We start from the raw sequence: 20640 nt of genomic DNA, 5'->3' as shown, positions 1-20640 counted from the left end.
CGCTGCACGGGTCCGGTCCGGACGTTCATCCCGCTCTAGGCGAGCCGTCCCGACGGCTGCTCTCGTGCGATTCTCAATCGCTCACCGGCGCCGGCAGGCCTGCGGCCCGCCAGGCTCGCTTTCGGCTCACGACTGAATCGCGTAGGCCGACCGCTGCGGTCGATCGACAAAGGCGTTCGCAACTGCGTCGCTGCCGAAGGTCTCGGCGGCCGTGTCGAACTGGACCTTGCGTCCAAGCCGCAACGCGACGTTCACGGCATGGCACAGCGAAATGGTGCGGTGGTGCGAAGCGGCGTCGGAAACCGGCGTTTCGCGGGTCCGAACGCACTGTACGAAGTCGGCCATGTGCGACGCCGGCGGCTCCTTGCCCATCAGTTTTCGCAGGGCGTCTTCCGGCAGCGGGTTGGTCGCCAGTTCATCGACCGCGGCGCCGGTCAGCTTGCCGCGGTTGACGAAGATCCGCCCCTTGTCCCCCTCGAACATGATGCCGTTGTCGAACCCCATGTCGTACGCCTCGTCGCGAACTTCCAGCACGACGCCGTCCGCCAGGGTGCAGCGCACATGGAACGACGTGGCCGTGTTGAACCGATCGTCCTGGGTCGGCATGCCGCACTCGTCGAGCTTGACCGGGTGTTCGACCCGCAGCGGATCGACGTCGACCACGCCGTAAGGGCCGCTGTTCTTGCCGAGCGTCCACAGGGCGATGTCGACGTGGTGGGCCCCCCAGTCGGTGAGCTTGCCGCCCGAATACTCGTACCACCAGCGGAAGTGAGCGTGCCCGCGGCCATAGGGAAACTCGGACCCGTAGCCGCCCTCCGCGGCAGGCTTGTCCATGACTCGATACGGCGTGAGCGGCGCCTGCCCGAGCCACATGTCCCAGTTGAAGTGCTTGGGGGGCGTGGCGACAGGCACCGGCACGGCTCCGGGGGAGCCGCCGATGGCGCACGTCACGCGACGCACCTCGCCGATGCGACCGTCGCGAACGATCGCGGCCGCGCGCGGGAACAACCGATCGCACTCGGTCCGTTGTTGCGTGCCGACGAACAGCAGCTTGCCGGTCTCCTCGGCGACCTTGAGCAGATGTTGCCCCTCGCGAATCGTGAGCGTGAGCGGCTTCTCGCAGTAGACGTCCTTGCCGGCGCGCATCGCGTCGATCGCGATCTTCGTATGCCAGTGATCGGGCGTGGCGATGACGACGACGTCGACGTCGTCCCGCTTCAGCAAGTCGCGATAGTCCTCGTAATGGTCGACGATCACCCGGCCGTGTCGGCCGTTGTTGCGATTCGCCGATTCGAGGGCCCGCCCGCGCTGCACGGCGTCGACGTCGCAAACCGCCAAGCAGGGGCCGAACTGGCAACCGTCGTGGACCAACCCGTGGTAACGGATTCCCGTGCCGATGTAACCGAACCGCAGCGGGTCTTGCTTCGGCTGCGGGGCGTCGTCGCCGGGGGCGACCGAGGCGGGAGCGTCGGCCGCACCTGCCGTTCCGGCCAGCAAAGCGCCGCTGGCGACTCCGGCCGTCGAGGATTGGAGGAATCGACGCCGTGTGAAAGCCTGCCCCATAACAAGATGCTCCGTACCAAATGACGCTGACGGCGGGGCCGTCGTAAAGAGTTTCCGAGACGCCCACGGGAGCCATGCTGGCCCCCCACGGCGCAGGCGTCAAGGTGCGACGCCAATACCGGTGTAAGCCGGATTCCCCGCCGGATCAATTGGCCCGCCGCCTCGCGGGCGCAAAAAAAGCGGGACGACTGTGAAGTCGCCCCGCTTGAAATTGACGTCTGCCGCAACCGAACTGCCGCCGAGAGGGCTACTTGCGACGAATCGCAAACCCGCCGAGGGCCAGAGCGATCAGAGCCGAGACGATCGAACTCGGCTCGGGGATCTCCTCGGTCTCGATGGTGATGATCAACCCGTCGGCGTCCTTCTTCTGGATGAAGGAGGAGGTATTCGCCGAAGATGCGGCCGTGAGGGTGTTGTCGAGGCTGACAAAGATCTTGCTGACAAAGCCGGTGATCCCGTTCGCCGCCAGCGCGGGCCCGAAGTCGATGAACGCATCGCCGAACCAACCCGATTGGTAGAAGCCTGGAAGCGACACGTCGTCGACGCCCAGTGCGTAGTCGCCGTCAGAAGGCGTGAACGCCATCGACGTCCCGGTCGGAGGACCGACGTTGATCGAAACGGGGGTATTGCCGTTGACCTCGGTGATCTCGACGAAGATGGTCGTCGTGACGGCGGCGAGACCGAAACCTTGTCCCGTCAGGGTCACGTCGCCCGCCTCGCTGAGATACAGGCCGCTGATGCCGTTGCCCGTCTTGGCCATGACGCCAAAGCGAAGGTTGCTGTCATTGATTCGGGTCGACCCGCCGTTTGCGCTGGCCGAAAAGCCCTGGGGATTAAAGTCGAGCGCGTCGCCGGCGATCGTCGGGGCGCCAAAGAGCCCGTTGCCCGGATCGACGATTTCCTCGACCCCAAGGTAGTCGACGGTCGCTCCGAAGAAGTTGCCGTAGGGGATCGTCACGGCTTGAACCGCGGCAGCCTGAACTGCCACGGCGACCCATGCCAGGGCCGCGAAACGTCTCAGCGAGACAAAGAGATAAGAACGCGTCGTTGTGCGATTCATGAGACAGTGCCCTCCCGCAGGCAATTCAGACGAAAACTGCGTCGACTCTTGATGGATGTCAGTAGCAGAGGTGTCAGCAACAGGTCGTGACGAGCTATGACAAGTGAGACCTGCGGCCGGCGGGCCGCGGACAAGCAGGCTCTGCCCCCCCCGGCTCCCCGCAGGTCAGGCCTGATCGTACCGCGCCACAACCGGTTGAACCACACTTTTCTGAGAGAATTTCCCAAACAACCGGCATATTTCGACGAGGCCCGAATCATGCAAAATTCCAGCCCGAAACTGTGAGAATTCCCCTCGCCCTCCCCCGCACCCCGCTCCACCCCCCAGGGGAGTTCTCCCCCAGCCTGCAGTACCGCTGCCCGCTACTGACCTTGGGCTCATGCTTTCTGGCCGAAAACGTGGCAATTCGCTGGACACCAGACCGGTCGCTTGGTGGAATAGCCGATTGAGCTCACCCACGCTGCACCGCTCGGCTCCCGGCTTTATGCCGCAGGGACCGTGGCCGTCGGCCTTGCTTTAGCGAGCCTCACGTGCCCCGTTTTTCGTCGTTGCTACTCTTCTTGGCCGCATTCGGCTGGTTCGGGGATTGGGGGGCCGGCTGGTCGGTCCCGGCGGCCCGGGCCCGGCTCGTCTCGATCGAATACTACGATCGCGGGGTGATCAATCCCGAATACGGCGGGGGACCGCTTTGGACCGGCGTCGTCGATACGACGGCCAACACGCTGACGATCAACACCTGGATCGAGTTGCCGCTCCACGGCGCCGAATTCTGGGTCCCGCAGAATCTCCCGCTAGTCTGGCCCGCGAAGCACTTCAACGACCTAGGCGAAGCCGCCGACTACGACGTTCCCGACGACTTCGACGGCACGATCGATCAAACCTGGGCATTCATCAGCGACCAAACGTTGCGCGAGATGGCTTGGAAGGCCCCGGTGTTCAACTACAACCCGACTCCGCCAATCTTGGTGGACCTAGTCGACGCAACCTTCACTCTGAGCACCATCGATTTGCGCCCCGGCTGGGGGGGATTTGCTATTTCGTTCGCAGCAGACCCGACGGAGTTCACCTACTTGTTCGCCAACCCTAGTCACACGACCGATCCCGACAACTCGGCGACGCAACCGCCGTTTGACGAACGGATTATGCCCGTCCTGCCAGTCGGCCCGACCGATTTCACACGGTCGTCCGAAGCCACCGTTTCGATCATTGCTTCAACTCCGACATCCGTTCCCGAAGCCCAGGCGTGGCAGTTTGCCGCGCTAGCCAGCCTCGCGGCATCGGCCAGTTGGCTCCTTCGGTCGGGACGACGAAGCTCGCCTTGATGCCCGCACTTTTGTGCGAATCGCGCTAATCGCTGGAGCAAAGCGAACGCTCGACCGGCGCTCGTTCGCGTTCGTCTGCGAACAAACTGCGACGACGCCCGGGCGACCCGAGCCCCCCAGATCCGCCTCGCCGTCCAACAAGACCTCCCTTTCTCTCCGGTCGGGCCCGACCGGAGAGAAAGGGGCTTGTCACCCAAGCCTTCAGCAGTCGCTGCGGGACGACTTGCGACGGACCGCCAGCCCCCCTGTCGCCGCGAGCGCCGCCAGGGCGAGGACTCCCGGTTCGGGCACGCTCGTCGCCGTAATAACGGCCGCCGCGAACGGCGTCACGTCGGCGTAGGTGGTGCCGACGCGAAGTTCGTCGACCAGCCAGTCGGCAAATGCTCGATTGCCGCTCACATTCCCGGCGAAGAGCCGGATCCGGTCGAAGCTGAGCGTATTGGAGTCGCTCAACTCGCGGTAGGCCGAGCCGCGCGCATAAGCGTCGGGGTTGGGTTGCGTGTCTGAGAAGCCGCGGTCGACGCCGTTGACGATTCCGCCGCCGTTGATGATCTCGAGAGCCCGGTCTTCGATTTGCTGGAAGTCAATAATGACGTCCGCGTCGGCGACGGAGGGTTCGGCATTGAGATTCGGGTTCATCCAGATCACGACCCGGTCAGGCTTTTCGACGCCGTATTGCGAGCCGTCGCCGGAGGCGCCGTAGTGCTCAAAGCGGGCGACCATCAGACTCGTTTCCCCGGCGAACGGGGTCCGGCTGAAACGTTCCCCGAACCGTCCGGTGTCGGGGCTTTCCTGCCAGTCGACGTTCCTGGTGATCTCGCCGTCTTCAGGGTCCGTGTAGAACACGTTGTTCCGGGTCGCGTTCACGTCGATATGAATGCGCGGCGCGTTAAACATCCAGTAGTCGACGTTCGTCTGCGCCGCAACGCTCGATTTGCCGTAGCCGGCCTGCCAGTCGCCAATCGTCACGCCTCCGGTCAGGAAAGGATCCGTGTGGGTCCCTCTCTGGATGTCCAGAAAATCCGAACCGGTCGTGAGCGGGGCCTGCTTCGAGGTGTTCTCGCCCAGGTTCAGCCGTTCTAAATCCCCAGCCCCGCAGCTGACGCAACCTCCGTCGAACAGCGAGACGTTGGCGCCTCGTCCGTAGGTTCCGTCTTCTTTGCTGCCGTTGGGAGTGTTGAGGTCGCCCTGACGGACGCCGAGGAAGGAGAAGTAAGTAAAGACAGGAGCGCCGGCCGTGGCGCCCAACGACTGGCCGTCGCGGCGGAAGCTAAAATCGCGACCGGGGGTGCTCGTCCCCGTGACGCCCGTATTGATCAGCATGCCGCCTGTGGTCACAAGCGAATTGCCCAAACGATCGGTGTACGACAGGCTGCCGCTTTGCACGGCGGACGAAAACGACGCCCCCTGGGCTTCGTCCCACGGACCGGCGAATCCCGTCCCGCCGTTGAGGCCGATGATCGCGCCCGGAGCATAATTGAACGGCTCATACGCAAGCAGCACCGCGCGAGCGTTGCCAGCCAGCCCGACGCAACATGCTGCCGCAAGCAGGGCGGCAAGCCCTGGCATGACGCCGACGAACCGACCGAATCTGACCAACTGCGACCTCATTGCGTTCATCCCTCTCGATTTGATGCCTATGGTGACAAGTACGGCCGAAGGTCTTCCTCTTGCGTCGTCACGCCCGTCAAGCTCCCCGATCGACAGTTCCGCAGCCAGACGGCGGGCCGCCATGCCGGGCCCCCGCCTGCAATTCGCCCCGACTGTCGCTCGCTCAACTAGCGCTGAAGACGCTTCCGAGGCGCCCTTCTCGCCTTCGCGGAACGGATGCTTCGACGTTTGCGAATGCAACCGCGCCGCGGCAGCCCCACAGGCAAAAAGGGCGCATCGGAACAGTCTCCCCGATCGGGTGCACAGGCAAACCCTATGCAACGCCGATGTCAGAGCCGGATTCGCGACGCAACGCCGCATTGCGAACGCGCCAACAACGAAAAGCCAACACGAGATAAGCGACAAGGCGTCGGAGACCGTCTCCGCCGACGGCGCGGAGGGGGCAGTCTGCAACATGCACGCGACGGAATTCGCGGCGCTTGGGGCCCAAGTGGCTCGAGCTTATCAAGTGTGCTCGAGCTTATTGAGCCTCATCCGCGGGCCCAACTGCCCGCGCCATCAACCAAGTGCGCCGCTTGCTCACTAACGTAAATCAGGACAACGAACATAAGAAAGTCGCTTTGTCGCAAAACGATACGCTATCTACGCAAAGTCGGCGGCGAACGCACCTCCGCTCATCTCGAGGCGACGGCCTCTCGCAGCGGCCGAAGGAATGCCGTCGAACCGATCGTCGCCAGCCGGCGTGAGCGACCAGTCGCGCCAAGAACGTGAGGGAGTTCACGACACGAATCCCCGAAGCAAGGTCGAGGGCCGCACCCGCTTGGCGCTTGTCGCGGGACGCATAGGGCTGGAATCCGACGCCGAGGCGAGCCTTTCGATTCCTGACCGATTCGCTCTCGGGCCTGATGGCAGTCTGAGCCCCCGACTGGCTGAACTTGCGCGGGCCGAGTGCTGGCAACTCGTTGCGTCGCCTGCCACAATTGCTAAAAGTGTCGCAGCCGCACGTGCCCTCTCGCCGCCGCCAGCGCGACGCGTAGCCGCAACGGCGTGGCGCGCCCCCCTTGTCTTGCCGGAACCAGCCGCATGAGCTCAGTGCTTCGATTTCGCCGCGCCGCCCTGCCGCTCCTCTTGAGCATCTTCGCTGCGCAAGCCGCCGGGGCTCAGGACCTGCTCAATGATCTGATCGAGGACTCCCCCTTTCGCCTCGAGCTGCGGCCCTACGTGACCTTGCCGTCGTCGCGCAACGACGTCATCTCCATGACCACGCGGCCGGGCGACGCCAGGCCGTACGTCACGACGCAAGAAGGCTACGTCTTCGTTCTCGACGACAACAACGACGGCACGGCGACCGCGACGCAGTTCTTCAACTTCGCGTCGGCCTTGAGCGCCGCCGGACGAAGCATGTCGGGCAGCTCAGGGCAGCAGGGGCTGCAGTCGATCGCGTTTCACCCGGATTTCAACCGCGTCGGCCAACCAGGCCACGGCAAGCTGTACGCAACCTACCTGGAAAATCGCCCGGCTAGCGCCGCAGGACTCAATTTCCTCGGCGCAAGCACAAGCGGCAGCGGCGTGAACGCCGACGGCGTTCTGTCGGAGTGGACGTTCGATTTCCAGACGCAACAGGTCGCCTCCTCCTCGTTTCGCGAACTGTTTCGCGTGAGGATGCCGCGGTACGACCATCCCATCAAGCAAGCGCGGTTCAACACGTGGGCCGTCCCCGGCGACGAGGACTACGGCCTGCTGTACTTGACGCACGGCGATTCGAACGTCAAGCATTCGCCCAACGACGACCCGCAGCAGTTGAACAACGCCCTGGGCAAGATGCTGCGAATCGATCCGCTGCCGGACGGGGCGAATCCCTATTCGATCCCCGCCGCGAATCCGTTCGCCGGCAGCGCCGACCCGAACGTGCTGCCGGAGATCTACGCCTACGGATTTCGGAATCCGCACACGTTCTCGTTCAATCGCGACGACGCCGGAACCACGCACATCCTGCTCGGCGACATCGGGCGCAACAACGTCGAGGAAGTCAATCTGGTCGTCCCGGGCGGCAACTACGGCTGGACGAAGCGCGAAGGCACGTTCATTCACCGGCAACTTCCCGATTCGGATCCGGACGCCGGGTACGTCTCGGGGCTCGCCCCGTTGCCGGCCGACGAAGCGACCCTGGGATACGTCTATCCTGTCGCCCAATACGACCACGACGCAACGTTCAGCGAGGTGTCCTCCGGCAGTTCGATCGTCACCGGATTCGTGATCCGAAACGGCAGCGATCCGAATTTCCATAACCAACTCGTCTTCGGCGATCTGAGCCGCCGAACCGTCAACAACATGTTTCACGCCGACTTCAACGAGATGCTGGCGGCGGTGACGCAACTCGATCCCGACGACCCGACGCGCGACGAACCGAGCGAATTGACGCAGGCCCAAGTGCACTCGCTGCAGATCGCCTTGGATCACGACAACGATCCGGCGACGCCGCCCCAAACCTACGACAACTTTCTCGCCATGCTGCAGTCCACGACCGGCACGACGCGCACCGACGTGCGATTCGGCGAAGGGGCGTTCGGCGAGCTGTACGTCACGTCAAAGGTGAACGGGACCGTCTACCTGGCGACCAACACCGTCCCCGTGCCGGGCGACTTCAACGCGGACCGAAGAGTCGACGGCGGCGACTTCCTCCTCTGGCAGCGCGACTTCGCAGCGCTGGGGACCAAGTCGCCGGCCGACGGCAATCGAGACGAGCTCGTCGACAGCCTCGACGGAGAGCTCTGGCAAGCCCGCTACGGCCAGTCGTTCGGCAGTCCCGCGCCGCCGGTCGTCGCCGTCCCCGAGCCGGCGACTCCGGCTCTGATCGCGTGGGGCGGATTCCTCGCCGCGACAATGCTCCGGCGAAGAAGGCCGAACTGACCCGCATGACCAGCGGCTCTCAGAGGAACCGAACATGCGACGGCGGGTCAAAAGCCAAGTGGAGCCGGACGGGATCGAACCGACGACCTCCTGCTTGCAAAGCAGGCGCTCTCCCAACTGAGCTACGGCCCCGAGGGAGTGACGAGGGGAAGGAGGTCGGCAAGGCGATTTGCTGCCCTTGCGACGGTCCGTGACTCTCACTCGCGGGAGTCGCGCCGACCAGACCCCGCGCTCGGCCTGAGAGCGGCGCTGATGCGGCAAGACTCGAAGGGAACCGAATCAACTTCGGGGCGTTCGATCGCCGGCGCGGTCGTTCCGCTTGGCAGGCGAACAAGACCGCCTCTGCGTGCCAGTGCAACTGCCGGAGTTGCCCCGACCGAGCCTAGAGGTCGATTCTGCTTCCTTCAGGGGCTCGATTCTAACGGGATGCCACAGGCCTCGCAACGGCCCGCTCAGCGGGGTCGTGATCCCATTTGCGCCCATCAGTTTGGCGATTGGCGTCACGACCTTCACTCGAGCGAGGTCGACTGAACAGTCACTGAACAGTCATCGCTAAGGCCGATCTGCTCCCCAGAGCGCAGGAGACGCCAAGCGGCGGATCGACGGAACCTCGGGGTCCGGCGGGCGGACGCGGTTCAGGGGCCTGACAGGCGCGTCACTGTCCGTTTCTCTCCTGGAATTCTCCCCGAACAATGCCGGCGGCGTCCGGCAATGCCCCCTCGCTCCGACCAGCAAATCGCCCCGCAGCGCATCGCCGGCAAAACGCTTGGCATTGGCCATGAATCCCCTAGAATCGGCGGAGCGGAATGTCGACCGACGTCGGCAGCACGCTGTCGCTTATCCTCATTAACTTTCCTTTTCCGAACTCGGAGTCGATATGCACCGTCGTCCGCCTATTCATCTTCTTCTCGTCGCTATGATCGTCGCCTGGTTCGCGACGACCGCAGCCGAGGCCCAGCAGCCGCAAAAGCGTCCGAACATCCTGGTCATCTGGGGAGACGACGTCGGCTATTGGAATATCAGCCACAACAACCACGGCATGATGGGCTACCGCACGCCGAACATCGACCGGATCGCCCGGGACGGGGTCGCCTTCACCGACTACTACGCCCAGCAAAGTTGCACGGCGGGGCGCGCGGCCTTCATCGGCGGTTGCGTGCCGGTGCGCACCGGGATGACCAAGGTCGGCATGCCCGGCGCAAAAGAAGGTTGGCAGAAGACCGACGTCACCATGGCGACCGTCCTCAAGAGCCTCGGCTACGCGACAGGCCAATTCGGCAAGAACCATCAGGGGGACCGGGACGAGCATTTGCCCACGATGCACGGCTTCGACGAGTTCCTCGGCAACCTCTACCACCTCAATGCGGAAGAGGAGCCGGAGAACGAGGACTATCCGGGCGACATGATGCTCGCCAACGGAAAGACCTTCCGCGAGGTCTTCGGTCCGCGGGGCGTGCTCCACTGCAAGGCGGACGGCAAGGGAGGGCAGACGATCAAGGACAGCGGGCCGCTGACCAAGAAACGGATGGAGACGATCGACGAGGAGACGCTGGCCGCCGCCAAGGATTTCATCAAGCGGCAACACGCGGCCGGTCAGCCGTTCTTCTGCTGGTGGAACGGCACGCGGATGCACTTCCGCACGCACGTCAAAGCCGAGCATCGACACAAGGGGAACGACGAATACACCGACGGCATGATCGAGCACGACATGCACGTCGGCGAACTGTTGAAGCTGATTGACGAGTTGGGAATCGCCGACGACACGATCGTCCAGTACTCGACCGACAACGGCCCCCACTTCAACACGTGGCCGGACGCAGGGACGACGCCGTTCCGCGGCGAAAAGAACTCGAACTGGGAAGGCGCCTATCGCGTCCCGTGCTTCGTGCGCTGGCCGGGACGGTTCCAGAAGGGAGTCACGCTCAACGGAATCGTCTCGCACGAAGACTGGCTGCCGACGTTCGCCGCCGCCGCCGGCGATCCGACCGTCCAGGAACGACTGCTCAAGGGAGCCGTGCTCAACGGTCGCTCCTACAAGAATCACCTCGACGGCTGCAACCTGCTGGATTATCTCGGCGGCAAGACCGACCAGTCCCCGCGAGACCGATTCATCTACGTCAATGACGCGGGCGAAGTGATCGCCATCCGCGTGCTGGACTGGAAGGCGGTCTACCACGAAAACCGCGCTCATCAGCTCGACGTCTGGCGCGAGCCGTTCGTCGATCTGCGGTTGCCGCTGTTGTTCAACCTGCGACGCGATCCGTTCGAGAAGTCGCAGCACAACTCGAACACCTACCACGACTGGATGATCGACCGGGCCTACGTGCTCGGCCCGATGCAAGTCGTGGCAAGCCAGTTCCTGATGAGCCTGAAAGCGTACCCGCCGAGCCAAGCGCCCGGCGACTGGAGCCTGTCCACGCTGGAAAAGCAGATCAAGTCGATGACCGTCGACGGTCGCTGACTCCCGGCGAAGCGCGACAAGGCCGTGCCGGACGGGGCCTTGCGTCTCCCCGGCGCCGCGACGGCCCGGTTGGACTTGCGATTCTTCCGCAGTTTCGTCTGGCCCCGTTTCGCTTGCCATGAAGGTCGCCTCGTGAAGACCCCGCGTGTCCTCGCCTCGACGTTTGCCTTGCTGCTTGTCGCTTCGGTGCAAGCGGCCGATCCCCTGCCCGCTTGGAACGAAACGGATTCCAAGCGGGCGATCATGGCGTTCGTCGAGCGCGTCACGCGGCGCGACTCGCCGGAGTTCGTGCCGGCGCCGGAACGCATCGCCGTGTTCGACAACGACGGCACGCTGTGGGCCGAGCAGCCCGTCTACGTGCAGTTGCTGTTCGTCGCCGATCGAGTGAAGGCCCTCGCGCCTCGCCATCCCGAATGGAGCGACGCCGAGCCGTTCGCCGCGATCCTCGACGGAGACATGCAGCGAGCGGCCGCCAGCGGCGAAGCGGGGATTGCGGCCCTGATGGCGGCCACCCATTCCGGCATGACCACGGACGAGTTCAGCCACACGGTCCGCGAATGGCTCGCCACGGCCCGACACCCGCAAACCGGCAAGCCCTTCGCCAGCATGGTTTATCAACCCATGCTCGAGCTGCTCGCCTACCTGCGGGCCAACGGCTTCAAGACCTTTATCGTTTCCGGCGGGGGAATCGAGTTCATGCGACCGTGGACCGAACGCGTCTACGGCATTCCCCCCGAGCAGGTCGTCGGCTCGACCGGCGGCTTGAAGCTCGAACTGCGCGACGGGACGCCCGTGCTCGTCAAGCTGCCGCAGCTTGTGCTCAACGACGACAAACAAGGAAAACCAGTCGGCATCCAACGCCATATTGGCCGGCGCCCGGTGATGGCGTTCGGCAATTCGGACGGCGATCTCGAAATGCTTCAGTGGACGGCCGCGGCCGACGGTCCCCGGTTCTGCCTGTTCGTGCGTCACGACGATGCCGAGCGGGAGTGGTCGTACGACCGCGAGTCGCGCGTCGGCAAGCTCGACCAGGGGCTCGACGTCGCCCTGAAGCAAGGCTGGACGGTCGTCAGCATGAAGCAGGATTGGAACACGATCTTCCCGGACGAATCGGCTGCCAGGCATGCGGTTGGCGAACGCGTTCGCTGGCCCTCTGAACCGGCGCCATAGCGCGGCGCCGTTGCCGTCGCCGTTCAATCTCGTCGAATGCGTTCAGCCGCAGGCCGGCTCGTCCTGACACGATGGGCGCCGAATGGCATAATCCGTTCGTGAGACCGTCTCGCCCTGGGGCGGTCGCAGGGCGAATGCGACGACGATGTCAGCACCAATCGAACCCGTGATCGGCGTCGGCCTGTTGGACCGGTGCGCCGGGACCAGCATCAGCCTCGACGGACCGTACCAAGACGACTCGGGCCGCGTCGTCCCCGCGGGTCGGCTCGACGTCGAGTGCCGCGCCGGCGTCCTGCGTTGCCAAGGCGTCTGGCACGGAGAGACGCGCCAGCTGCGCCTGGCGCCGCTCGACGGCCACCGCAGCCAGTTCAGCCTCGCGGCCACAATCGGCATCGACTTTCATTGGCAGCAGCGCGAAACGCAATCGTTTCAGGGGGAGTTGAAGATCCTCGCTCAACCCGACGATCGACTCGCGGTCGTCAATCGCGTCGCCCTGGAAACCTACGTCACGTCGGTCGTCTGCTCGGAGATGAAGGCCGCCTCGCCGCCCGAGTTCATCAAGGCGCATGCGGTCATCTCGCGAAGCTGGCTGCTCGCCCAGCTTGAGGCCCGCGGAGCAACTAGCGAGGCCGACGACCAAGTTCCCGTCGACCGACCGGGGGAACGAATCCGCTGGACGGACCGCCAGGCGCACCGCGATTTCGACGTCTGCGCCGACGATCACTGTCAACGATATCAGGGAACCGCGCGGATCGACTCGCCGGGAGTCGTCGAGGCGATCCGCACGACCCGCGGCGAAGTGCTCGCCTGCGAAGGACGCGCCTGCGACGCCCGCTTCAGCAAAAGCTGCGGCGGCGTGATCGACCTCTTCTCGACCGCCTGGGGAGACCAGGATCCGCCGTATCTGGCGGCGCTGCGCGACGCTCCCGGCCCGAACCGCAGCCCTCCGTGCTTGGTCGACGACGCGGCGCTGCGCGCGTTCCTCGCCAACCCGCCGGAATCGTACTGCAACTGCGCCGACAGCTCGATCCTGCAAAACGTGCTGAACGACTACGACCTGGCGACCACGAACTTTTTCCGCTGGCGCGAACGGCTGACGGCCGACGATGCGAGCCGACTGGTCCGAGAGAAACTGGCGGTCGACCTGGGCCGACTGCTGCGCCTCGAGCCGGTCGAGCGAGGCCCGTCCGGACGGCTCAAACGATTGCGGTTCGTGGGCGACAAGGGCTCGTTGGTCGTCGGCAAGGAGCTGGAGATTCGACGCGCCCTCTCAACGTCGCACCTGTACAGTTCCGCCTTTGTCGTCGACGTCGAGGGGAACCCGGAGCGACCCGACGCGTTCCTCCTCGCCGGCGCCGGCTGGGGACACGGGGTGGGGCTGTGCCAGATCGGCGCCGCAGTGATGGCGCATCAAGGACTCGGGTATCGCGACATCCTCGAACACTACTACCCGGGCGCCCAACTCGAGCGCCGCTACGAGTAGACCTCGACACATGAACCGAGCCGCGCTCGCCGCGGGCGCAATTCGCCAGCGACGGCGGTTCAAGAAACCCGGAACTGGCGACCGCAGCCCAATGGCATGGTCGGGGGCAAATCCAATTCCGCGAGCCAGTCTCCTTGCACGATGGCCTGTTGGCGTATTCTTGCCTTTCCAGGCCGTCGGGCTTGGCAACCGCTTATTCCTGGCCGGACTTGCCATCACACCGCCTCCCAGGCGGCCTCGGACGTCCACCCTGGCGCCCCTGCTTAGCGAGCGACCATTTAGGGGAAAATAGTCAGCGGTTTTGAGTCAAATAATTGACACCAGATGCGGATTCATTCACATTTGTCTCATCTGTCTACCGAGGCCCTGGGGGGAGGACTTGGAATGAAGCCGCTATCGCGATGGACACGATTGCGATGGACTTGTCTCGCTGCTGCGTTGTTGTCAGCGGCGCCGGCGCTGGCCGACCCGCTGGATCCCAATGCGTTCACGTCGCTGGGAACGCTGAACGTCTCATCCGGCAGTTTGACCATCAACACGTCGACGCTCCAAATGTCGGGCGCCGCGTCGTTCACGGGGGTCAATTGGCCGCAGCCGTCGGGGCCGCCGATTGCCGTGTTCGTGTTCGACGCCATCAACGTCACGGGCGGTACGGTGTCGATCGTTGGCGACCGACCGGTCGCCCTGCTGTCTAAGGGCAACGCGGTCGTCACGCCGACATTGTCTCTCAACGCGACGCAGATCTCCGGCGTTGAAACGCGTCCTGGACCCGGCGGTTATAGCGGCGGTTTTGCCTTCGGCGCCTCGCCGGCGCATGCCGTGCCCGGTGATGGTCCGGGCGGCGGCGTTTCCTTCGCCGGATTTTCCGCGGGCGGCTCGTTCGGCGGCGCAAGCGGGTCATGGACATCGATCCCCATGATCCCCGGCGCAGCGCCCTACGGCGGGCTGCTCACGACGCTCGAAGGGGGCAGCGGCGGCGGCGTCTACGCGCCGTTCAACGGCGGCAACGGCAGCGGCGGCGGCGGCGGCGGAGCCATCGAGATCGGCGCCGTCGGCAATCTGACCATCGGCTCTGTCTTCGCGAATGGCTTCTTCGGCACGGGTAGCGTCGCCGGTGGCGGAGGGGCGGGCGGGGGAATTCTCCTCCACGCCGGCAACGGACTCATCTATACAGGCAGTCTCCAAGTTCCAGGCGGCGGTGCAACTGGGTCCGCTGGTCCAGCCTCTGGCGGCGGCGGCGGTCGCATCGCCCTGCTCGGCCATCCGACCTTGACGCTGGGATCCTTGGCCGGACCGTCGGTCAGTCTCATCGGCGGATCGGGCAGCGGAGGAACGTCCGGTCGAGCCGGCGTCCTGACCGTTTCAGCCAATACCACCACCGTCCCCGCCGGGTTCTCCGCGGTCCTCGACGGCACGCCGATCGTCTCCGTTCCCGGTTCGCACAATCAGAGCCAGCACACCATCGAGGCCCTCATCGAGCGGAACCTCACCATCAACCCCGGCGGCACGGCGACGCTCGGCAAATCACATGTGCTGCGCACGGATTCCGAGCTCATCGTCAACGGGCAGTTTCACACCGATAGCTACTCCCAGATCGTGGAGAAGCTCAGCGGCAGCGGCCAGGTCCACCTGGGCCACGGCGGCGAGCTCACCGTCGGCGCCACCGCGGGATTCGCCACAAGTAGCTTTGCCGGCTCTCTGGTCGGCCCCGGGCGCCTCAAGAAAATCGGCGCCGGGCTGTTCGAAGTGGACACGATCTCCCACACCGGCGGCGTCGACGTCCAGGCCGACACGCTCCGCGTCACCGGCACGGCCAACCCCAGCACGGGGATCGTGAAAACCGGACCCGGCACGCTGGAAATCGCCGGCACGCTGGGCGCCGGCCCGACGCACGTGCGCGAAGGCGAGCTGCTGATCCCCTTCGCCGTCGTGCCGGGGGGCTCGCCCGTCGTCATTGACGGCGGCGCCCAGTTGACGGTCGTCAACTCCACGCTCCCCCGCGCCATCAACGGCGCCAGCAGCACCAGCGTCATCGCCTCCTCGGGGACCAGCAGTCTCGGCTTCGGCGGCAGCCTCTCAGGCTTCCGCCACCAGGGAGTGTTGGATGTCTCCGGCCAGTTGACGCTCAATTCCGCCGCCTACGCCACGCTCGGCTCGGCGACCGTGCTGAACGGCGGCGCCACGCTCGCGGCCCCCAACGGCGTCGCGCTTCCCCTCGGGTCCAGTCTCGGCGGCACGGGCGTCGTCGACGCCAAAGTGGCCGCGGGCCTGGGCAGCGTCATCGTCGCCCTGGGCGGCGACCTTGATCTGGGCGTCGCCAGCTCCACCGTCGGATTCGCCAGCGAAGGCGAGCTGCGCACGGGCGCCCACGCGGTCACCCTCTTCGACGCCAACGAAGCCGTGCTCGGCGCCCTCACCGCGCTGGGCGATGGCGTCAATGGCGGCACGCTGGTCGCCGGAACCGCTTCGCCCGGCGATACCGATCTCCACTTCCTGATCAGCGAGGGCAAGAATCTCGTCGGCCGCGGCAACGTCGTCGGCAACGTCAAGGTCAACGGCCATGTCGTCGGCGACGGCGTCGCCCCCAGCGAGCGGATTGTGTTCGACGCCGGGTGGACCGTCTCGGGAATCGGCGACTTCCAAAACACGCTGTTCAACGGCACGTTCGCCCCGGGGCTCAGCCCGGGGGTCGTCGCGGGAACCGATCTGGCGATCGGCGGGACGCTCGCAATCGAACTGGGAGGCGCCGCCCCGGGAAACGGCCCCGGCCACCATGATCAGGTTAACGACGCGGGGTCGTTCACGATCGCCCCCGGCGCCTCGCTCGCACTGCAGGCCTTCGGCGGCTACCTGCCGCAGATCGGCCAACAGTTCAACATCCTCAATTCGCTGGAATCGATCGTCGGCGAGTTCGCCGCAATCGAGGTCGACCCTTGGTTCATGCAGCGCGGGATCGGCTTTACGCTGCAAGCGAGCGAGACGAACCTTGTCGCCACCGCCGTGGCCGTGGATGGCGACATGAACGGCGACGGCATGGTCGACGGCGGCGATTTCCTGGCTTGGCAACGAGCGGTCGGCCTGCCGAACGGCAATTCGGGCGACGCTGACGGCGATGGAATTGCGACCCCGATCGATTTGGCGATCTGGAATGCCAACTACGGGATCGCCGCGGCAGGGCCGACGTACGCCGCCGTCCCCGAGCCGGCGGCCGGCGGCTTGGCAATGTGCGCCGCGGGGGCTGCGCTCCTTCGCACGCGCCGCCGGGAGAGGACCCCGTCATGAGGCGTGCATTCCTCGCTGCCTGTTGTGCGATGCTGGCGGCGTTCGCGCCGACTCCGGCGCTGGCGTTGGTGGTCGAGGTCGGTGAAACGGTGACGCGCCCCGTGCTCGACGCGACTGTCGTCAACCATGGCCTCCTCAGCGGCACGATCGAAGCCCCGTTGGAATTTGGCGCGCAAGCGACCGTCTCGGGAAGCGGTCGGTTCGACCACACGCTGGTGCACGGCGTGTTCGCCCCCGGCAACAGCCCGGGGATAACGAGCGGGACGAATCAGGCGTTTGGCGCCACGGCCGTGTTGGAGGTCGAACTCGGCGGCCCCCTTCCAGGGTTTGGAGCAGGCCGGCATGATCAGGTCAACGACAGCGCTTCGGTGTTCCTGATCGGCGGGCCGACGTTGTCGGTCCTCCCCTACGGCGGATACGTGCCGCCGCTCGGGACGACGTTCAAAGTTCTCACATGGCAAACGGGGCTCGTCGGCACGTTCGGCGCCCTGCAGATCGACCCCCACTTCACGACCAACGGCGTCACCTTCAAGCAGCAGATCACCAACCCCGGCGGTCCCGGAGATCTCACCCTCGTCGCAGTCGCCGTCCCTGAGGCGAACGCATGGCTTCTGACAGGTGTCGTCGCGACGACGGGCCTGCGGCGCCTCGGTCGCTGCCGCAGTGCGCAAACTCGCCGACCGGGCCGCTCCTGATCAGAGCCGCTCCTCATTCGCGTCGATGCGCCGCCTCGATGGCTTGAGCCATGCCGTCGAAGCCGTGCTCGGCGAGCAGTTGGACTATCGCGTCGAGTTCGGTAGATTGCGTCAGGCGGGACATGCGCGTTTCCTTTCATTGCCTAGCGAACAACGAATAGGAAACCGTGTTGACCTGCCCCTTTCATGCCATCCGCGACGCGTAGCCTTCGCTTCCGCTACAGTCGCTGCGGTCCAGCGATCGCCTCGCGTGGCTTTTACAGAAAAGGGGTTGCTCTATCGCCTTCCGCAGGTACGGCGGCAGAATCTGCGACGTGAACTTCTCCCGCGAGGCGTCCGTCCGGCGGTCGTGCACCCGCGGCTGACGCACGACGAGTTCGCCCAAGCCCGTGACGATCGTCCGTTTGGGAGGGTAGCCGTTGCGGACCACCTGCCGACGGCCCTGCTCGTCCGTCACGCGGGCCCGGCCGTCGATCCACTCCGCGACCTCCGCTTCGATCGCACAGCCAAGCATCCGCTGAGCCCCCTGCTTGAGAATCTCCGAGAGCGCGTCCCGGGACGAGCCTGGAAACGGCAACGATTCGAGGGTAACCTCGGCCATGGCTGGCGTGCTCCTGGGAAGAATGGGGTGGTCAACAAACCCAATTCAAACCAAGCACGCCGCCTTCTTCAACTCATACCCGTCCACAAGATTCGGTTATATCTCGTCTTCCCCTAAAGGAGATTAAGACGACGGAGCGAACCTCTACTACGAACAAGACCCGAAGAATCGGCGAATTCGACTGGGAACTTTTCAAGAAGTCTGTTTTTCTCAACGCTCCCACAGACATAGCATTGACCTTTGTCGATTACATTTCTGACAAGAATCAGAACGCCCGCCGTTTTGACCAGTTGTCTCCCGAAACACTTCGGTTCATTGAAGAAGTTGAACGCGTCGCAAATGCTCCTGTGTCCTTGATTTCCACGAGATTCCATTACAGAAGCGTTATTGACCGACGAAGTTGGTGAGTGTTTGGAAAGGAATCCCTATGGCATTTACTCTCACCCAATTCTACTCGACTCGGCCCTATCTTTACCATTTAACCAGCCCTCGCAATTTGGATTTATTACTCGAAACGCGGCTAATGCGAAGCACTGCACAGCTTTTGCACTCCTCTGGAGACGGCAAGTGGAAAGGAACTAAGCGTCCGCAAACTATTACCGTGAACGTCGACGGTCGTCTGGTCGACCTTCGCGACCAACAGCCACTCTACGATGGAAATACCAGTTTACAGGGTGGATGGGGTTTCGAAGACCTAATTCGTGCATTGAACGACTTTGTCTTTTTTTGGCCAGGTTGGGCCAGCGGACCTATCGACTATGGAACTCGCCACTTTGAAAGGTACGAAACAGACGGCCCGATTATCATGCGTGTTAGCACCAGGGAATTATTCGACGCGAATGGGGCGGAGCCATACTTCTGCAAATACAATTCCGGCTCTCCCAGAACGACTCAGGGGGCTAGCAGCCCTCGCGGACCAGACACCTTCGTTCGCTGCAACCAGGCCTCGTATACGGCAAGCAATGTCGTTGAGGTCGTTTTCAAGGATGTAGCTACTCTGCCTGCAATAGTCGAATCCTCTACGAGTCCCTTCGGTCCATGGACTCAGCACTGAGTACGCCAAGTGCACCGGTGAACGCGATGAATGATGAGGAACAGATAATTGAATTCCTTCGGACGAAAGAGTCCGGGCACTTGCACCATCGTGAAGGCCAAGAACTTGAATTCAAAGAGCAATTCAATCTAGCGGGACTGGCGGACTATTTCAAAGACTTTGCAGCGTTTGCCAACAATCGAGGCGGAGTTCTGATATTTGGCGTGAAGGACAAGCCACGCGTTCCTTTGGGCCTTTCCGATTCGGCGTTAGAGCAATTCGAAAAAGTAGACCCTGAGAAGATATCCGGCTATTTGTTAGAGATTTTTTCGTCAGACATCCGTTGGGAGCAGAATACGGTCGAAGCTCACGGAAAAGCGTTCGGATACTTTCGTATTTGCGAAGCAACTGTCAAACCTGTAATTGCTCGAAAGGACGAAGGCAAAGACAATGTCATAAAGAACGGGGAGGTGTACTTCCGATATGGAGGCCGCTCTCAGAAGATTCAATTCGCTGAACTCCAGGCGATAATAAATCAACGCATCGAGCAGACGAACGAGCATTGGCTTGACTTGATGAAGAAGATTGCTAAAGCGGGTCCGGAGAACGCTGCCATTCTGGACACAGAGAAGGGACTTCTCGAAAAGGGCGATAATAAAGTGTTCGTCCTCGACGAAGAGCTAGTAGAAAAACTCAAATTCATCCGGGAGTGCGAATTCGTCGAAGAGGATGGAGCGACGGCCTTGAAACTCGTTGGCGATGTTGTGCCAGCTAACAAAGTTGAGGTCGTTCAAAAAATTTATGAGACGCGATTGAAGCAGTACCCGTATACGGCCACACAGGTTGCCGAAGATGTCGCAAGACAGTTGCCCACAGTTGGGCGAAACGCGATTTGGGAGGCCATACGACAGAACGGAATGAAAGACAACATCGAATATGCTATTTATAGCTTTGCTAACAAGAAGCAGGAAGATGCGTATAAGGAAACGGGTAATCCTGGTTCCGCTCCGAGTATTTACAATCAGAATGCAGTTGACTTTCTTGTCAATGTGCTTCGTTCAAACCCGGAAACCCAAGAATAGCAGAGAACGTCGCGTTCTACGCTCTCACCAGTTTAGGCACACGCTTGCTTCTGTCCTGGTTCAGCGTGAACTGGAATTCTGACCTTCGGACGTTAGCCGCCCGTTGAAAAACTCAAGCTTGACGCCCGTGTTATAACGGTCGTCGTTGCAGCGATCGCCCCCAGGAGGAGTTGGGATTATGGCGTTGGGCAAGCGGCCGGATAACAGGGAGCAGGAACTGTTCGTTGCGACGGCGGAACTGGCCAGGGCGCCGGGTCACGCGTTCTACGAGCGGCTGGGCAAGCTGCTCGCGGCGGCAAGGTTCGACCGCTGGGCCGAAGACGAGTGCCGGCCGCACTACGCGGACGGCGGTCGTCCGGGGATTCCT

At 63.5% G+C, this 20640-nt stretch carries 14 protein-coding genes and 1 tRNA gene; 10 read left to right on the top strand and 5 right to left on the bottom strand.

What is annotated here, in order from left to right; all coding sequences use genetic code 11:
* Positions 1-126: 126 nt before the first annotated feature.
* Both KF688_00075 and KF688_00070 read right to left on the bottom strand, forming a co-directional pair.
* Entirely contained in the window at positions 127-1563 is a 1437-nt protein-coding gene (locus KF688_00075) for a Gfo/Idh/MocA family oxidoreductase (GenBank protein MBX3424048.1), read from the bottom strand.
* A 247-nt stretch (positions 1564-1810) separates the two neighbouring features.
* Positions 1811-2623 carry a hypothetical protein gene (locus tag KF688_00070; GenBank protein MBX3424047.1) on the bottom strand — a complete coding sequence of 271 codons (813 nt, stop codon included), beginning with the start codon at positions 2621-2623 and terminating at the stop codon, positions 1811-1813.
* Between the two features lie 530 nt (positions 2624-3153).
* Here KF688_00070 and KF688_00065 point away from each other — a divergent pair.
* Complete coding sequence (locus KF688_00065; GenBank protein ID MBX3424046.1) at positions 3154-3945, top strand: hypothetical protein; 792 nt, start codon at positions 3154-3156, stop codon at positions 3943-3945.
* Positions 3946-4146: 201 nt separating this feature from the next.
* Here KF688_00065 and KF688_00060 read toward each other — a convergent pair whose 3' ends face one another.
* Positions 4147-5556: a hypothetical protein gene (locus KF688_00060; GenBank protein MBX3424045.1), complete on the bottom strand. Its 1410-nt coding sequence runs from the start codon at positions 5554-5556 to the stop codon at positions 4147-4149.
* A gap of 1083 nt (positions 5557-6639) precedes the next feature.
* On the opposite strand from KF688_00060, the gene KF688_00055 reads away from it, so the two are divergent.
* On the top strand, positions 6640-8466 hold the full coding sequence (locus KF688_00055; GenBank protein ID MBX3424044.1) for a PQQ-dependent sugar dehydrogenase: 1827 nt from the start codon (positions 6640-6642) through the stop codon (positions 8464-8466).
* Between the two features lie 59 nt (positions 8467-8525).
* On the opposite strand, the gene KF688_00050 is transcribed toward KF688_00055, so the two are convergent.
* Positions 8526-8598, bottom strand: a tRNA-Ala gene (locus tag KF688_00050).
* A 784-nt stretch (positions 8599-9382) separates the two neighbouring features.
* Here KF688_00050 and KF688_00045 point away from each other — a divergent pair.
* The 5 genes from KF688_00045 (at position 9383) to KF688_00025 (ending at position 17557) form a co-directional block, all read left to right on the top strand.
* A complete protein-coding gene (locus tag KF688_00045; GenBank protein ID MBX3424043.1) occupies positions 9383-10927 on the top strand; it encodes an arylsulfatase in 1545 nt (514 codons plus the stop codon).
* A gap of 243 nt (positions 10928-11170) precedes the next feature.
* Positions 11171-12097, top strand: a complete 927-nt coding sequence (locus KF688_00040; protein ID MBX3424042.1) for a haloacid dehalogenase-like hydrolase — start codon at positions 11171-11173, stop codon at positions 12095-12097.
* A 145-nt stretch (positions 12098-12242) separates the two neighbouring features.
* Positions 12243-13580, top strand: coding sequence for a SpoIID/LytB domain-containing protein (locus tag KF688_00035; GenBank protein ID MBX3424041.1), 1338 nt, complete (start codon positions 12243-12245; stop codon positions 13578-13580).
* Between the two features lie 384 nt (positions 13581-13964).
* Entirely contained in the window at positions 13965-16862 is a 2898-nt protein-coding gene (locus KF688_00030) for a hypothetical protein (GenBank protein MBX3424040.1), read from the top strand.
* Positions 16859-17557, top strand: coding sequence for a hypothetical protein (locus tag KF688_00025; protein MBX3424039.1), 699 nt, complete (start codon positions 16859-16861; stop codon positions 17555-17557). The genes KF688_00030 and KF688_00025 overlap by 4 nt, the downstream gene beginning before the upstream one ends.
* A 184-nt stretch (positions 17558-17741) precedes the next feature.
* Here KF688_00025 and KF688_00020 read toward each other — a convergent pair whose 3' ends face one another.
* Entirely contained in the window at positions 17742-18158 is a 417-nt protein-coding gene (locus KF688_00020; protein MBX3424038.1) for a hypothetical protein, read from the bottom strand.
* Between the two features lie 2 nt (positions 18159-18160).
* On the opposite strand from KF688_00020, the gene KF688_00015 reads away from it, so the two are divergent.
* From KF688_00015 to KF688_00005, 3 genes are all read left to right on the top strand, one after another.
* Positions 18161-18565, top strand: coding sequence for an adenylosuccinate synthetase (locus tag KF688_00015; GenBank protein MBX3424037.1), 405 nt, complete (start codon positions 18161-18163; stop codon positions 18563-18565).
* Between the two features lie 631 nt (positions 18566-19196).
* Positions 19197-20273 (top strand): ATP-binding protein, encoded by a 1077-nt coding sequence (locus KF688_00010; protein ID MBX3424036.1) that lies wholly within the window; start codon positions 19197-19199, stop codon positions 20271-20273.
* Between the two features lie 178 nt (positions 20274-20451).
* Positions 20452-20640, top strand: a 189-nt coding sequence (locus KF688_00005; GenBank protein MBX3424035.1) for a DDE transposase, incomplete at its 3' end; no start/stop codon positions are given.

This window comes from Pirellulales bacterium (assembly GCA_019636345.1).
GTDB lineage: Bacteria > Planctomycetota > Planctomycetia > Pirellulales > Lacipirellulaceae.
The sequence above is the reverse complement of the archived record's forward strand: the minus strand, read 5'-3'. Positions and strand labels throughout refer to the sequence as shown.